The organism is Rhodanobacter denitrificans, assembly GCF_003335105.1.
Taxonomy (GTDB): domain Bacteria; phylum Pseudomonadota; class Gammaproteobacteria; order Xanthomonadales; family Rhodanobacteraceae; genus Rhodanobacter; species Rhodanobacter denitrificans_A.
Map to the genome: position 1 here is coordinate 445,542 of NZ_QFWQ01000003.1, position 15,718 is coordinate 461,259.

Here is a 15,718-nt window from a genome sequence, read left to right on the forward strand (position 1 = left end):
CACCGCCCGCCGGCTTTTGCGCCATGCGACAAGCAGTGGCGGCGGACAATGTCCGCCCTACAAAGACGTCATCACACGGTGGCGTCGCCGGTGAGGCTGTTCTTGCGGTGGCGCAGGTGCACCACCAGGTTGTAGACCGAGACGAACGCGGGGAAGAAGTTCGAGATGATGCCCACCGAGTCGTTCTTGCCGATCACGAAATACGCCAGCAGCAGCGCGCTGCCGCACACCGACAGCCACCAGAACGACAGCGGCATCACCACCCGCTTCAGCTTGCGCGTGTAGTACAGCTGCACGAACCAGCGGCTGGTGAACATCACCGAGCCGAGCAGGCCGACGACCTTCCAAGGGGTCAGCTCGAACTGCTGCAGGGCGCGGAGAATGCCGGCCAGATGAACGCTGAGGAATTCCATGGTGGCGCGCTTTTGACTTGAGGGGGAGGCAAGTCTAGCAATCCCCGCCCCTGTCTCCGCGCATCCCGATCCATCCGAGGCATTGACCCGTCCCGCGACTCCCCCTAAAATTGCGCGTTCTCGGCGGGCGATTAGCTCAGCGGTAGAGCACTGCCTTCACACGGCAGGTGTCGCAAGTTCGATCCTTGCATCGCCCACCACCGATCCGGAAACCGGCCCCTGCGGCCGGTTTCTTCGTTCCGGCACCTACCAAAGCACAGCGTGCGTGTAGCAACGGGCGCTTCACACGGCAGGTGTCGCAAGTTCGATCCTTGCATCGCCCACCACCGATCCGGAAACCGGCCCCTGCGGCCGGTTTCTTCGTTCCGGCACCTACCAAAGCACAGCGTGCGTGTAGCAACGGGCACTTCACACGGCAGGTGTCGCAAGTTCGATCCTTGCTCGCCCACCACCGAATCCGACGAACAAGGGCCCGGGCCCTTGTTCGTCTTGGTCGGACAGTCGCATCCTCAGGAATGCAGGTTGCCGAGCACGTGCTCGACCAGCAGCGAGAGGAAGGCTTCGCGTTCGCGCCGGTAGTCGGGATCGAACGGGCCGGCCATGGCCGCGACATGCATCGTCTGATGGCTGGCATTCAGCAGCGCATCAAGTGCCGGGCCATGCAGGTATTCGCCCGGATCGCAGCTGACCTGCGCATGCCGCGCCCAGAACGCCGGCTCGGCCGGCAGGGCGATGAACTGTTCCTCCCAGCGCAGCTCGCCGGCGAGCGCGCCCAGCCCGGTTCGTGGCCATGCGGAGCCCTGCACGCAGCGGTACTGCGCCAGCCACGCGGGCAACGCGTCGACAGGCATCGGTCGCGCCAGCGCATAGCCCTGGCCGAAATCCGCGCCCAGGATCGTCGCGGCCTCGATCAGGTCGGGCGACTCCAGCCCCTCGACGACCACTTCGAGCCGCAGGTCGTGGCCGATCCGGATCAGTTGCCGGATGAAGCGCAAGGTGCCCAGCGGATCCTGCCGAACCTGGGTGACGATGGCCTGGTCGATCTTGATCCGGTCGAACGGCCATTGACGCAGACGTATGAGCGAGCTGTAGCCCGCGCCGAGGTCGTCCTCGACCAGGCGTACGCCCAGGGCCTTGAGCGACTGCATGCCCGAACCTTGCAGCACGGCCGCATGCTCGGTGCCGATCGGCGACTCGAGGATCTCGAACAGCAGCGCCTGCGGCGCAAAGCCACTGTGGGCGATGACCGCCGCCGCCACCTCGGCATAGCGCGAATCCTCCAGTGCGGCCGCGGGCGCATTCACCGAGACGTCCAGCGCGAGGCCCGCCCGCAGCAGCGATTCGCGGCAGGCGGCAGCCTGCCCGAGCCCCTGGCGGAACAGCACGAGCAGGTCGTCCGCGCCCAGCGCCGGAAGAAACCTGGCCGGCGCCAGCAGTTCGCCGCCCTCGTCGCGCAGCCGTGCCAGCGCCTCGATCTCGGTGATCCGGCCGTCGGCAAGCCTGACCAATGGCTGGTAGTGCATCTCCAGCGCGTCGGTCGCAACCATCGCGCGCCAGCGCTCACGCACGAAGAACGGCAGCAGTTCGGTGCCTTGGCGCGGGGGCGCCAGGCGCGCCAGGGCGAGGTCCAGCACGGTCTTGATCTGCTCGAGGAAGGCCCGCTGGTCTTCGCTGTGGAAGCCGCCGACGTAGGGGCTGTACAAGGTCAACACCACCGCCGGCTTGAGCGGCGACGGGCACAGCGGAATGGCCACGTTGGAGACCACCCCGAGGCTCAATGCGATGTCGCGCCAGCCTCCCATCGACGGGTCGCTGGCGTAATGGGCGCAACGCTGGATCGTCGCCGTGCGCCAGGCGCGCCCGCTGGGGCCCTGCCCCTCAGGCTGCCCTGCATCGACCAGGATCGGCGGCGCCTTGCCGCAGACCAGCGCGTGCAGGTATTCGGCAAAGGCCGTTCCCGCCACCGCCTCGTAGGTCAGCTGGCCCGATGCGTCCGGACGCCCCGCCGAACAGGCGATGACTTCCTGGTGCGACACCAAGATGTCGGCCACGCCCTGGATCAGTTCCAGGTAGCCTTCAGCCGACCACGCCAGCGCATTGATCCTGGCCAGCAGGGCCACCCGGCTGCGCTGCAGCGCGCGCATGCTTTCCAGCTGCCACTGCCGCCCCATGCCCAGCCGCTGCAGCAGGACCGCCAGCGCGCGGCGTTCGGTCTGGCCGACGCCGGCCAACGCAGTCGCCAGGATGTCGCGCAACTGCTCGATCGCCTCCAGCAGCCAGACTTCCTCGAGTCCGCAGGCCGCATGGAACAGGCCGGCTCGGGTCGCCCGGGCGCGGTGTCCGGCCATATCGAGGTCGGCCCGCAGCAGGGCCTGCAGATGCCGCAGCAGATGCTGCTCGAACACCTGCACCTCCGCGGCCGGGAGCAGGTCGAGCAGCCTGGCAATGCCCTCGTGCGAACGCAACCCGGCGTGGAAAATTTCCACGATGCCTGGCAACCGCGGCTCCCATGCCTTGCTGCAGGCGCCCAGCAACATGGCGGCATGCTCACCATAAGGCGAGGCGGCGGCCTCCAGTTCGTCGGCCTGGTCCGTCACGCCATCGGGCGAAACCAGCGACCACCAGCGCGAGCGGTGTCGTTTGCGCGACTTCACCTGGTACATCGCCTGATCGGCGCGGCGCAGCAGTTGCTCGCCGGTGGTCTGGACCTCGCCGGAGTACATCGCGACGCCCAGGCTGGCACCCACCGAGATGGCCTGGCCGTCGATCGTCAGCGGACGCCGCAGAACCTCGCTGACCCGCTCCAGCAGGCCGTCGAGATCCTCCTCGCGTTCGAGGTCCTCGAAGACCAGCACGAACTCGTCGCCGCCCAGCCGGGCCACATAGTCTCCGCCGCGAAGCATCTGCCGGAACCGTTCCGCCATCTCGGCCAGCAGACGGTCGCCCACGGCATGGCCGTGACGGTCGTTGATCGGCTTCAGGTCGTCCAGGTCGAGCAACCCCACCGCGACCATGCGCCCATGGCGTCTGGCACGATCCAGCACGATCTCGAGGTGCCGATCCAGTGCGCGGCGGTTGGGCAGGCCGGTGAGATCGTCGTGCAGGGCCAGGTAGGTCTGCCGCTCCTGCTCCTGCAGCAGCGCGCGCCGCTGTGCGTGCTGGCGCAGGGCCAGCCCGGTCGCGTCGGCGATCTCATCCAGCAAGCGGCACATCTCGCCGTCGAAGGCATCCGACTCGGCGGTTACCACCACGAACACCCCGGTCGGCGCCCGCGCCGCGCCGATCGCCTCGTCCGGGGACGCAAACAGCGGCCAGCATCCCACCGCGCCGGCGTGCTCGAGCAATTCCTTGCGGAATGGCATGGCGGACCGCGGCGCGCGGCGCGGGTGGCGCCGGACGACCGGAGCGCCCTGCATGAAGGCCTGTGTCGGTGTAAGCACGGTGGGACTGTTGTCGTGCCGCGGCGGCAAGGGCAGGCTGCGCAGGATGTCGGCGATCGGACCGACCAGGGCTACCCGCCGCAGCATGGGGTCGGCGCCGTCGGCGGCAAACACGTCGACCGCGGCAGCACCGGCGATGTCGGCCAGCGCCTGCGCCAGCGTGCGATAGACCGACTCCGGGTCGGGCTGCTCGAGCAAGGCGCGCTGGATCGTGCGCTGCGCATCGCGGTAGCGGCCCATCCGCGCGCTGCGCTCCAGCAGCAGCTGGTGATCCCAGAACCGGCCAAGCTCGTCGACCAGCCGCTGCGCCCAATCGAGCAATTCCGCGCTCAGGCTGGGGCCGTCGTCGCGGGAATAGGCGGCCAGGACCAGCTGGCCGTCGTCACGCGTCCTCGATGCCGCCACGATGCAGGAGCCGAAACCGTGCCGCTGCGCGGCGTCACGCCACGGCGCGAACTCCGGCGCGTCGACCGAAGTCACCCGGGCCTGCTCCTGGCGCAGAACTATCGCCACCGGTCCTCGGCCGCCGGGGTCGGATTCATCCGCGCTTAGGCGCAGCGCGGTCGCGTAGCCCGCGGCGGGTCCGGCCGCCGCCAGGACCTCGACAGTGCTGCGCCCCGGCTCGCGCCGCCCGATCCAGACCAGCGGGAGATCCATGGTCGAGGCCAGAATCCCGGCGATCGTGACCATGATCAGCCGACGGTCGCGATCCGGCATTGCATGCAACAGCGCGAGGGTCTCCGCCACGCTCCGGTAGAAGCGTTCACGAAGTTCACCGCGTGCCTGTTCCTGGCTGTCCATTCGCCTGCCGATTTCCCCCGAACGAACAAACGATGCACCGATTGTCTGCGTACTTCATCACGGCAGCACGCATTAATCCACTGCGCCGACGGCACCCGCATGACCCCGGGCCGGGGCCGCTCACCCGGGCGCCGCACTCTCCCCGCACGTCCGGGCGCGATTGCGCATCAGCTCGCGCTCGCGCCGGTTCATCGCCAGCGCAGCCGCACGCTCGAATTCCCGGCGCGCCTCCCCGACGCGGCCCAGCCGGGCCAGCAAATCGCCCCGCACCGCGGGCAGCAGGTGATATCGCTTCAGGCTCGGCTCCCCGACCAGGGCGTCGGCCAGTTCGAGGCCCGCCGCCGCGCCGTCCGCCATGCCCACGGCCACCGCGCGGTTGAGCTCGACGACCGGCGACGGCGCCACCCGGAGCAGGGCCGCGTACAGTGCGACGATGCCCGGCCAATCGGTTTCACCGCCGGTCAGCGCGCGCGCGTGGCAGGCGGCGATCGCCGCCTGCAGCGCATACGGGCCCAGCGCGCCGCCCAGCTTCCGGGCCTGCTCCAGAGCGGCCAGGCCGCGGCGGATCAGCAACCGGTCCCACAACGCCCGGTCCTGGTCCAGCAGCAGGATCGGTTCGCCATGCGCGTCCACGCGCGCCCGCGAACGCGAGGCCTGGAGCTCCATCAGCGCCACCAGGCCATGCACCTCGGGCTCGCGCGGCATCAGGCCGGCCAGCACGCGGCCCAGGCGCAGGGCGTCCTCGCACAAGGCCGGCCGCATCCAGTCGTCGCCGCCGGTGGCCGAGTAACCCTCGTTGAAGATCAGGTAGATCACCCCGAGCACCGACGAAAGGCGTTCGGCAAGCTCATCGCCGCGGGGTACCTCGTACGCCACCGCAGCCTTGGCAAGACTGCGCTTGGCACGAACGATGCGCTGCGCGATGGTCGGCTCGGGCACCAGGAAGGCGCGCGCGATTTCCTCCGTGGTCAGGCCGCCGAGCAGGCGCAGGGTCAGCGCCACGCGCGCCTCCACGGAAAGCAGCGGATGGCAGGCGGTGAAGATCAGCCGCAGCAGGTCGTCACCGAACGGATCGTCCAGCGCCGCCTCCTCCGCGGACCTCGCACATTCCTGCTCGTGTTCCAGCTCGTGCATCAGTTGCTCGTGCTTGCGTTCGAGCAGCTTGCTGCGACGCAGCCGGTCGATCGCGCGATGCTTCGCGGTGGTCATCAGCCACGCGCCGGGATTGTCCGGCACGCCGGTCTGCGGCCACTGCTCCAGCGCCACCACCAGCGCATCCTGCGCCAGCTCCTCGGCCAGGCCGACATCGCGCAGCATGCGGGAAAGGCCGGCGATCAGCCGGGCCGACTCGATCCGCCAGACGGCGTCGATGGTGCGATGGGTATCGGTCACGCCGCTCATGGCGAGCGATCACACCACCCCCACCGTGCCGGCGCAAGGCCGGAAGTAACGCCCTCTTCCATTTCGCGGCCAGCCTCATGACGCGCATGGCCGCGACTCCTATCCGCATTCGCGTGAAAACCGGCCCATGGCCCGGCTCATGATTTCGCCGCGATCTGCGCGCGCAGCCGTTCCTCCTGCTCGCGCAGTTCAGGGGTGAACTCGGCGCCGAAATCCTCGGCCTCGAACACCTGGCGGATCTCGATCTCGGCATCGTCGTCGAACGGCGCGCGCTTGAGCCATTCGACCGCTTCCTGCATCGACCTCACCTGCCACAGCCAGAAGCCGGCAATCAGCTCCTTGGTCTCCGCGAACGGTCCGTCGGTCACCGTGCGTGCGCGACCCGAGAACTTCACCCGCACGCCCTTCGAACTGGGCTGCAGACCCTCGCCCGCCAGCATGATGCCGGCCTTCACCAGTTCCTCGTTGTAGCGGCCCATCGCGGTCAGCAACTGCTCACCGGGCATCACGCCGGCCTCCGAATCGGTAGTCGCCTTCACTATCACCATGCATCGCATCGTCGTGTCTCCTTCGGGTCGTGGTGCAAACCAGATTCTCGCCCGGATGACGAATGGCGGCCCGACAAATCGACACATGGCCCAGCATTCCTCCCGCCATCGCAAACGATGAGTCGCGGCTCGGTATGCTGTGCGCATTGCATCACCCAGGGCAGGAACGGATGAGGGACAACCCAGGCGGGCTGATCGTCCACCGCGGCAGCCGCACCGAGCGGCTGGCCGATACGCTGGCGCTGCAGTTGGAGGCGCAGCGACCGGCCAATCCGCTGGCGGCACAGACCGTGGTGGTGGCGCATCCGGGGCTGCGGCGCTGGCTGCTCGGCCACCTGGCGCAGCGCAGCGGGCCGCACGGCGGCCACGGCATCGCCGCCAACATCGAGATGATCCTGCCGTGGCAATGGTTCGAGCGCGCGGCGCGCCGCGCGCTCGGCGACGAGGCGCTGGTCGGCGGGGCGTACCGGCACGAACTGCTGCGCTGGCGGCTGCTGATGGCCCTGCCCTCGCTGAAGGCACCGGAAGTCGCGACCTACCTGGCCGGCGACGACGCCGCGCGGCGCGGCTTCCAGCTGGCCGGGCACCTGGCCGGCCTGTACACCCAGTACCTGATCTACCGACCGGACTGGATCCTCGACTGGGAACAGCAGCCTGCGCGGCACGGCGGCGACTGGCAGGCCACGCTGTGGCGCCGTTTGCGGACCGCCATCCCGCAGCCGCACCGCGCGCAGCGCAGTGCCGCCCTGCTGGAGGCGCTGCGTGCCGACGAGGGTCTGGCCAACGACCCGCCGCTGCACGTGTTCGGCGTCAGCCACCTGCCGCCCGACGTGCTGGCGGCGCTGCAGGCCACCGCGTTGCACACGCCGGTGCATCTGTACTTCCCCGACCCGTGCCGCGAGCACTGGGTCTATCTGCGCAAGCAGCGTTTCCTGCTTGCCCATGCGGACGACCCGGAGGCGCTGTACTACGAGGTCGGCCATCCGCTGCTGGTGGCGCTCGGCCGCATCGCGCAGGATTTCTGTCTCACCCTGGACGAATGCGACGCGACCGAGGAGCGCGACCCGCTCGACGAGGCCGAACCCCTCGACGGAGCCACCTCGCTGCTCGCCCGCCTGCAGTCGAGCATCCGCTGCCTGGAGCCGGAGCTGGTCGGCGCGCCGATCCGCGAACAGCAGGTCGGCGGTGCCAGCCTGGGCGAAATCCTGCCCGCGCTGCGCCACGACGCCAGCCTGCGCGTGCACGCCTGCCACACCCGCCTGCGCGAGCTGGAGGTGCTGAAGAACGCCCTGCTGCGCTGCCTGGCCGACGATCCCACCCTGCAGCATCGCGACATCGTGGTGATGGCGCCGGATATCGGCGCCTACGCACCCTGCCTGGCGGCGGTATTCGGCGAGCCGGCGCAATACCGCAACGACCCGCTGCACATTCCCTGGCACCTCGCCGATGTCGGGCTGGCGCGTGTGCACCCGCTGATGAACGCGTTCGCGCAGCTGCTGGACCTGGCCGAGAGCCGTTTCATGGTCAGCGAGGTGCTGGACTTCCTCGACGTGCCGGCCGTGGCGCGACGCTTCGCGATCGACGCCGGCAGCCGCGATGCGCTGGAACACTGGCTGCGCCGGGCCCGCGTGGCCTGGGGGCTGGACGCCGCGATGAAGGCCGAGGCCGGCGCGGCCGCGATCGACGCGAACTCGTGGCAGTTCGGCTTCGACCGCATGTACGCCGGGCTGGTCGCGGGCCAGGACGCCGGCGACGGGTTGCTCGACGGGATCCTGCCGCTGGAAGGCGTCGCCGGCAGCGCGGTGGAAGCGCTGGGCCAGTTCGATCGCCTGCTCGGCGAGCTGCGCCAGGTGCGCCACGCCTTCGCCGGCGCCCGCCCGCTGGCCGCATGGAGCGAATGGCTGCTGGAGCGGCTTGACGCGCTGTTCCTCACCGACCCGCGCGATGCCGCCGAACAGAACGCGCTCGACGCCCTGCGCCGGCTCGCCGCCGGCCTCGCCAGCCAGGCCGCCGATGCCGGCATCGACGCACCGCTGCCATGGAGCGTGGTGCGCGAAGCGCTGCGTGGCGAGCTGGACGCGGTGCCGGAGCGCCAGGCCTTCCTGCTCGGCGGGGTGACCTTCTGTGGGCTGGTGCCGCAGCGCTCGATTCCGTTCCGCGTGGTCTGCCTGCTCGGCATGAACGAGGGCGAGTTCCCGCGCCCCGGCCACGACGCCGGCCTCAACCGGATCCTCGGCCAGCCGCGCCGCGGCGACCGCGACACGCGCAACGAGGACCGCTACCTGTTCCTGGAAGCACTGATGTCGGCGCGCGACGTGCTGCACATCAGCTACGTCGGCGAAGGCGTGCGCGACGGCAAGCCGCGCAACCCCGCCGCGCCGCTGGCCGAGCTGCTGCAGTTCCTCGACGAACGGCACGGCGTCGCCACCGACGACCGGGCCGAGCGGCCCTGGCGCGTGCGCCACCCGCTGCAGCCATTCGACACGCGCTACTACGAGCGCGATGCACTGGGCCAGCCGCGACATGACCCGCGGCTGTTCTCGTATGAGCCGGCATTCCTCGTCGCGCCGGCCAGCGCCGGTACGCCGTCCTTCCTCGACTCGCCGCTGGCTGCGCCGGAAACCGTGGCCGGCGGCGAAATCACCCTTGGCGCGCTCAAGCGCTTCTGGCGCGACCCCGCGCGGGACGCCTTGCTGCGCGGCCAGGGCATCAGCCTGCAGGCACTGGACGACAGCGGCTGGCCGGATCGCGAGCCGCTGGAAACGCAGCTGGAGAAAATCGAGCGGGTCGATCACCGCCTGCTGTTCGAGGCGCTCGCCGCCGGCCGCGACGAACTGCCCGCCGAACCGCCGGCATGGCTCGCCCACTCCGGCATGCTGGCCGGCGGCGCGATCGGCGAGCAGACCTGGACGCAACTGCGCGACTCGCTGCGCCCCCTGCTCGCGCAGGCGCAGCCGCTGTTCGCCGGCGGCGGCGCGCAAGTAGAGGCGCAGGCGATCGACCTGGACCTCGGCGACGGCCTGCGCCTGACCGGCGTGGTCGACCGCGTGTTCCGCGGCGCCGGCGGACGCCTGCTGCTGTTCGACGCGCAACCCGCGCGTGCCGCCGGGCTCCGGGAAATCCTGGCCTTCTATATCGACTGGGCCGCGTTGCGGCTGAGCCACGCCGACGGCGTGCATGGCGACTATCTGGAACCGACCCCCAACGGCAAGGCGGCGCGCAGCCCCAGCCTGCTTGGTCCCGTGCAGGCACAAGACACCGCGCAGCTGCAGCGCGGCCTGCAGCGCCTGATTCAGGCGTACCACGCCGCCGAACAGCAGCCACTGCTGTTCTTCCCGCGCACCGCGCAAGCCTGGGCCACCGGCGAACCGAGTGACCGTCTCGCCAGGGCGGCCGCAGCGTGGGAAGGCGACGGTTTCAATCCCGGCGAGCGCGACTACACGCCCGGCTACGCAGCCCTGCTCAGCCGCGGCCTGGAATTGTTCGACGCAGAGAGTCCGGCGCATCGTGCCTTCGTCGCCGCCACCGAACTGGTCTGCGACGTGCTCGATCCAGACCATGCAAGCCTGTTGAAGAACCCCGCCGATGATCACTGACACCCGAAAAGCTGGCGGGCAATGCCCGCCCTACCTCGACCGCTTCGTAGGGCGGGCACCGCCCGCCGGCCTTTCGGCCCGCCATGTGGAAACGCCGTGACGGTCGCCGACGCCCTGCCCCCGCTCGACTGGCGCGCCATGCCGCTGCACGGACGCATCCTGATCGAGGCCAGCGCCGGCACCGGCAAGACCTGGAACATCGGCGTGATCTACCTGCGCCTGCTGCTCGAGCGCGGGCTGCGGGTGGAGCAGATCCTGGTGACCACCTTCACCGACGCTGCCGCCCAGGAACTGCGCGAGCGCCTGCGCCGCCGCCTGGTCGAGGTCGAGTGCCTGCTCGAAGCCGCGGCCCGCGACGCGGCCAGCGCCGACCCCCTGGAAAGCTGGCTGGCCGCGCTGTGCCCCGATGCGGACAGCACCCGCCTCGCACTGCGCCGGATCCAGCTTGCCCGCACCGACCTCGACCGCGCCCCCGTGTCGACCATCCACGCGCTGTGCCAGCGCATCCAGCGCGACTATCCGCTGGAGAGCGGCGCCGCGTTCGCCGACGACCAGCTGTTCGACGAGCAGCAGCTGGTGCGCGAATGCGTGGAGGATTTCTGGCGCCGCCGCTACCTCGCCGGCGAGGTCGACCCGCGCGAAGCCGAGCTGCTGCTGAAGGGCGGCCCGGAAGGCCTGCTGCGCGACCTCGGCGGGCTGACGAACAACACCGACGCGCGCATCGAGGCCGGCGGCCTGGCCGAGCTGGAACGACGGATTGCCGCGCTGCGCACACCCGACATCGTCGACGAATTGCGGCTACTGTCCGACGACAAGAAGATTTATGCCCCGAGGGTTCGGGTGCTGTCCGGCGCCCTGAGGAAAATTGCCGACCTCTTTTCGCTCGATGGTCAAACCGACATCGAGGCCGAGCTCAGGGAACTCCTCAAGGGTACCTTCGAGCCCTCGGCGGTTGCCAAACAGGAGTCTCCTGACTATCCCGGCGCGCTTGCTTCCCATCCACTGATCGCAGCCCTACAGCAGCTTGGCTCCCTGCTCGGGTTGCGCACCATCCTCACCCGCGGCGCCGTGCTCGCCGACGCGGCACAGACTTGCCGCGAGGAGATGCCGCGCCGCGCACGCCAGCGCCACGTGCTGACCTTCTCGATGCTGATCGATGCGGTGCACCAGCGACTGTGCGGTGACGCATCCGACGGCCTGCTGGCCGACCGCCTGTTCGAAGCCTTCCCGGTCGCCCTGATCGACGAGTTCCAGGACACCGACCAGCGCCAGTTCGCGATCTTCGAACGGATCTACCGCGGGCGCGGCACGCTGGTGATGATCGGCGACCCCAAGCAGGCCATCTACAGTTTCCGCGGCGGCGACATCGCCGCCTACCTGCGCGCCAGCGAACAGGCCGACCAGCGCTTTTCGCTGGGCATCAATCATCGCTCCAGCCGCGCCCTGGTGGAAGCGCTGAACGCCTGGTACGCCCGCACCGAAGGCGGCTTCGGCCAGCCGCAGATCCGCTACCAGCCGGTCGAGCCGGCCGGCAAGGCGGACGGCCAGCCGTACACCGTCGACGGTCAGCCGGTGACGCAGCCGCTGCTGTTCCACCCGTTCCGGGGCGACGCCGAGAAAAACGGCAAGCCGCTGAACGCCCTCGGCGACCTCGAAGCGCTGGCACTGGACGACTGCGCCAACCGCATCGCCGAACTGCTCAACGACACGCGCCGGGCAATCGGGGGCCGGCCGGTGACGCCCGGCGACGTCGCCGTGCTGCTGTCCACCAACAAACAGGTCGTGGCGCTGCGCGAGCGGCTGGTCGCGCGCGGCGTGCCCTGCGTGGGCAGCGGCCGCGGCAACATCTTCGCCGGCGAGGTCGCGCGCGAACTGGAGCTGGTCCTGTTCGCCGTGCTGCATCCCGACAACGACCAGGCCGTGCGCGGCGCGCTGGCCACCAATCTGCTCGGCGCCACGCTGGAACAATTCCACGCCTGGCAGGCGGAGCCCGCCGCGTTCGAACGCGAGCTGGAACGCTTCGAGGCATGGCGCGCGCTGGTGCGCAGCCGTGCCGTGCTGGCTCTGGTCGGGGAACTGCTGGCCGCTCGCGCCACTGCGCTGCTGGCGCTGCCGGAGGGCGAGCGGGTGCTCACCGACCTGCGCCACCTCGGCGAGCTCCTGGCCGCGGAAGAAGGCTTGCGGCAAGGATTGGAGGGCCTGTACGCGTGGCTGCAGGAGATGCGCCGGGAAGGCGACGACGGCGATGCCGAGGCGGCCGACGAGCGCCAGCTGCGCATCGAGAGTGATGCCCGCCGCGTGCAGCTGCTGACCATCCACGCCAGCAAGGGGCTGGAGTTCCCCATCGTGTTCCTGCCGCTGGTATGGCGTATCGGCGACCGCAACGGCCCGCGCGCGCCGAAGCTGCTGCGTTACCACGACGACGCCGGCCAGCGCTGCGTGGACCTGGGCTCGGTGCATTTCGTCGAGCACCGCGCCCGCCACTTCCGCGAGGAGCTGGAGGAACGCCTGCGCCTGCTCTACGTGGCGCTGACCCGCGCCGTGCATGCGGTGCACGTGTACTGGGTCGATCGCGGCCCGCTACCCGAAGGTGACGCACAGGCGTGGGAATGGGCCGCGATCGACCTGTTGCTCGGGCAGGCCCGGCACGCGCTGGCGCTGCCGGCGGGCGAAGCTTCGCTCGAGGCCATGGCCGGGATACTCGGCGGCATGCAGTTGTGCGCGCCGTTCGCCGCTGACTTCACCCGCTACCAGCCGCCGGCCGAAATCCCTTCGCCGCGCGCCGTGCAGGCGCCAGCGCCGCGGATACGGCCGTTCCAGTGGCTGCACAGCTTCAGCGGCCTGACCCGCCACGTCCCCGCAACGCCGGTCGACGACAGCGGCGGTGCCGACGAGGCCGGCGTGGAAGAGCCGGCGATCGAGCTGGAGGACGACGCCGAAGACGGTCGCCTGCTCGCGCTGCACCCGCTGCGCGGTCCGCGTTTCGGCGACGCCGTGCACCAGGTGCTCGAGCTGGCACGACCCGGCCCGGTCTGGCCCGGGCAGCGCCAGTTGCTGCACCGCCAGCTCGGCGCGCAGGCGGTAGCCGCTCCGCATCTCGCCCACGAGGAAGCGCTCGAGCGCGTGGGCCGGATGATCGACCGTGCGCGCCAGGCCGACCTGGGCGACGGCCTTCGCTTGATCGACCTCGCACCCGACCGGCGCATCGCCGAATTCGAGTTCCAGTTTCCGGTGCGGCAGGTGTCGCTGGCGCGATTGCGCCGGATCTGCGCAGCCCATGGCCACCCCGACGCGGTGCCGGCCAGCCTCGACGCCACCATGCTGAACGGCATGCTGACCGGCTTCGCCGACCTGATCTTCGCCCGGGACGGCCGCTTCCACGTGCTCGACTACAAGACCAACTGGCTCGGCGCGCGGCAGCGCGACTACCAGGGCGAAGCGCTCGAGGCCGCCATGGCCGCGCATCACTACCCGCTGCAGGCGTTGCTCTATACCGTGGCGTTGCACCGCTACCTGCGCCAGCGAATGGACGGCTATACGGCCGAACGCCAGCTCGGCGAAAGCTGGTACCTGTTCGTGCGCGCGCTGGGGCTGGCGCCCGGGCTGGGCGTATGGCGCCGGCGCTGGCCGGCGGCGCTGATCGAGGCGCTCGACGATGCATTCGCCGGTGCGCGGGAGGCCGTGGCATGAACCACCCGCTACCACATGTCGACGCCGACGATCGCGCGATCGACCAGACCCTGGCGCAATGGGTGCTCGGACGCACCGGCTCCGCGCCACTCGCCGCCGCGGTGCGCGCCGCCAGCCGCGCCGAGGGCCACGGCCACTCCTGCGCAACGCTGACCGACCCGGACGCCGGTGCCGGTTTCGATGCGGCCGCCCTGGATGCGCTGCGCCTGCACGATTGGGTCGGCGGCGGCGCCTCGTTCACCCCGTTCGTGCTCGATGCGCAGGACCGCTTCTACCTGTGGCGCAACTGGCAGCACGAGACGAAGCTCGCCGAGGCGATCCTGCGGCGCTGCGCGCAACGCGCGCTGCCGATCGCCGCCGATACCCTCGCCGACGACCTGGATGCGCTGTTCGCCGGCATGCCGCCCGGCCCCACCGACGGGCAGCGCGCCGCCGTGGCCGCCGTGCCCGGCGCGCGTTTCTTCGTGCTCACCGGCGGTCCCGGCACCGGCAAGACCACCACCGTGGTGCGCATGCTGCTGATGCTGCTGCACCACGCTCAGGCCTGCGGCCTGCCGGCGCGGCCGTCGATCGCCATCGCCGCGCCCACCGGCAAGGCCGCCCAGCGGCTGGCGCAGGCCATCGCCAGAGGCAAGGCCGAACTGCAAGCCAGCCTCCCGGGCAACCGTTTCCGCGACCTCGTGCCCCACATTCCCCACGCCGACGCGCGCACGCTGCATCGCCTGCTCGGCTACCAGCCGCGCGACAACAGCTTCAGCCACGGCCCGCACAACCCGCTGACCGAGGACATCGTGGTGGTGGACGAGGCGTCGATGGTGGACCTGGCGATGATGCGCCAGCTGCTGCAGGCGCTGCGCCCCGAGGCGGTGCTGATCCTGCTCGGCGACCCGGGCCAGCTGGCTTCGGTCGACGCCGGCTCGGTGCTGGCCGACATCGTCGCCCGTACACCCCGCAACCGGCTGCCGCCGCCCTTGGCCGGCCTGCTCGCACCGCTGCTGCAGCAGGCACCAGGCATCCTCGACGACGACACGCCACTGGCCGGCCAGGTAGTCACGCTGACCCACAGCTGGCGCGCCGGCAGCGGCCTGCAGCGCGGCGTCGAGGCGCTGCGCGATGCTCCCGATCCGGTCTGGCTGGATGCATTGCTGGACAGGCGCAGCGACGGCGACCTGCACCTGCGCCACTGCCCCAGCGTCCATGCCCTGCGCGCCTGCGTCGACGGCTGGGTCGAGCGCCACGCCGAACTGCTGCAATCGCTGCTGACACCCGCCATCGACGCCGCCGCGGCATTGCCGCAGCTGCGCCGGCTGCAGGTCCTGTGCGCGCTGCGCGACGGTCCGTTCGGCGCACAGGGGCTCAACGAGCTGATGCTGCGCCGGCTCGCCACCCGCTTCGGCATCGACGCCGGCCACGCCTGGTATCACGGCCGCCCGGTCATCATCACCCGCAACGACTACGCCCGCGGCCTGTTCAACGGCGACGTCGGCATCGCGCTGGAAGGCGCGGAAGGGCTGCGCGTGTGGTTCGAGCTCAGCGACCGCGACGGCAACGCCGGCCTGCGCAGCTACTCGCCGCGCGCCCTGCCCGCCCACGACAGCGCCTGGGCCATCACCATCCACCGCAGCCAGGGCTCCGAATATCGCGACGTGGCGGTGCTGCTGCCGCCGGACGCCGACAACCGCATCCTCACCCGGGAACTGGTCTATACCGCCATCTCGCGTGCCAGGGTCCACGCCGAAATCTGGACCACTGACGACTCGCTGCGCGCCGCGCTGGCCCGTCCGATCCGCCGCCAGGGGGGCCTGCGCGAGCGGTTGCTGGCCACCTGA

At 70.5% G+C, this 15,718-nt stretch carries 7 protein-coding genes and 1 tRNA gene; 4 read left to right on the top strand and 4 right to left on the bottom strand.

Features of this window, described 5'->3' with window-relative positions; translation table 11 throughout:
* Positions 1–71: 71 nt before the first annotated feature.
* On the bottom strand, positions 72–413 hold the full coding sequence (locus DEO45_RS04370; RefSeq protein WP_114341066.1) for a lipid-A-disaccharide synthase N-terminal domain-containing protein: 342 nt from the start codon (positions 411–413) through the stop codon (positions 72–74).
* Between the two features lie 125 nt (positions 414–538).
* Between DEO45_RS04370 and DEO45_RS04375 the strand changes: the two genes are divergently transcribed.
* A tRNA-Val gene (locus tag DEO45_RS04375) sits at positions 539–613 on the top strand.
* Positions 614–922: 309 nt separating this feature from the next.
* On the opposite strand, the gene DEO45_RS04380 is transcribed toward DEO45_RS04375, so the two are convergent.
* The 3 genes from DEO45_RS04380 to DEO45_RS04390 all read right to left on the bottom strand — a co-directional run bounded on the left by DEO45_RS04380 (position 923) and on the right by DEO45_RS04390 (position 6,612).
* Entirely contained in the window at positions 923–4,654 is a 3,732-nt protein-coding gene (locus DEO45_RS04380; protein ID WP_114341067.1) for a diguanylate cyclase domain-containing protein, read from the bottom strand.
* A gap of 120 nt (positions 4,655–4,774) precedes the next feature.
* Complete coding sequence (locus DEO45_RS04385; protein WP_114341068.1) at positions 4,775–6,055, bottom strand: RNA polymerase sigma factor; 1,281 nt, start codon at positions 6,053–6,055, stop codon at positions 4,775–4,777.
* 137 nt (positions 6,056–6,192) lie between these two features.
* A complete protein-coding gene (locus DEO45_RS04390) occupies positions 6,193–6,612 on the bottom strand; it encodes a YciI family protein (protein WP_114341069.1) in 420 nt (139 codons plus the stop codon).
* Between the two features lie 161 nt (positions 6,613–6,773).
* On the opposite strand from DEO45_RS04390, the gene recC reads away from it, so the two are divergent.
* From recC to recD, 3 genes are all read left to right on the top strand, one after another.
* On the top strand, positions 6,774–10,199 hold the full coding sequence (gene recC / locus DEO45_RS04395) for an exodeoxyribonuclease V subunit gamma (protein ID WP_114341070.1): 3,426 nt from the start codon (positions 6,774–6,776) through the stop codon (positions 10,197–10,199).
* Between the two features lie 96 nt (positions 10,200–10,295).
* Positions 10,296–13,889 (top strand): UvrD-helicase domain-containing protein, encoded by a 3,594-nt coding sequence (locus DEO45_RS04400; RefSeq protein ID WP_223250783.1) that lies wholly within the window; start codon positions 10,296–10,298, stop codon positions 13,887–13,889.
* Entirely contained in the window at positions 13,886–15,718 is a 1,833-nt protein-coding gene (recD, locus tag DEO45_RS04405; RefSeq protein WP_114341072.1) for an exodeoxyribonuclease V subunit alpha, read from the top strand. Before DEO45_RS04400 ends, recD begins: the two co-directional genes overlap by 4 nt.

Coding starts and splice junctions, on each gene's coding strand:
- DEO45_RS04370 (WP_114341066.1), bottom strand. CDS start 413: ATGGAATTCCTCAGCGTTCATCTGGCCGGCATTCTCCGCGCCCTGCAG.
- DEO45_RS04380 (WP_114341067.1), bottom strand. CDS start 4,654: ATGGACAGCCAGGAACAGGCACGCGGTGAACTTCGTGAACGCTTCTAC.
- DEO45_RS04385 (WP_114341068.1), bottom strand. CDS start 6,055: ATGAGCGGCGTGACCGATACCCATCGCACCATCGACGCCGTCTGGCGG.
- DEO45_RS04390 (WP_114341069.1), bottom strand. CDS start 6,612: ATGCGATGCATGGTGATAGTGAAGGCGACTACCGATTCGGAGGCCGGC.
- recC (WP_114341070.1), top strand. CDS start 6,774: ATGAGGGACAACCCAGGCGGGCTGATCGTCCACCGCGGCAGCCGCACC.
- recD (WP_114341072.1), top strand. CDS start 13,886: ATGAACCACCCGCTACCACATGTCGACGCCGACGATCGCGCGATCGAC.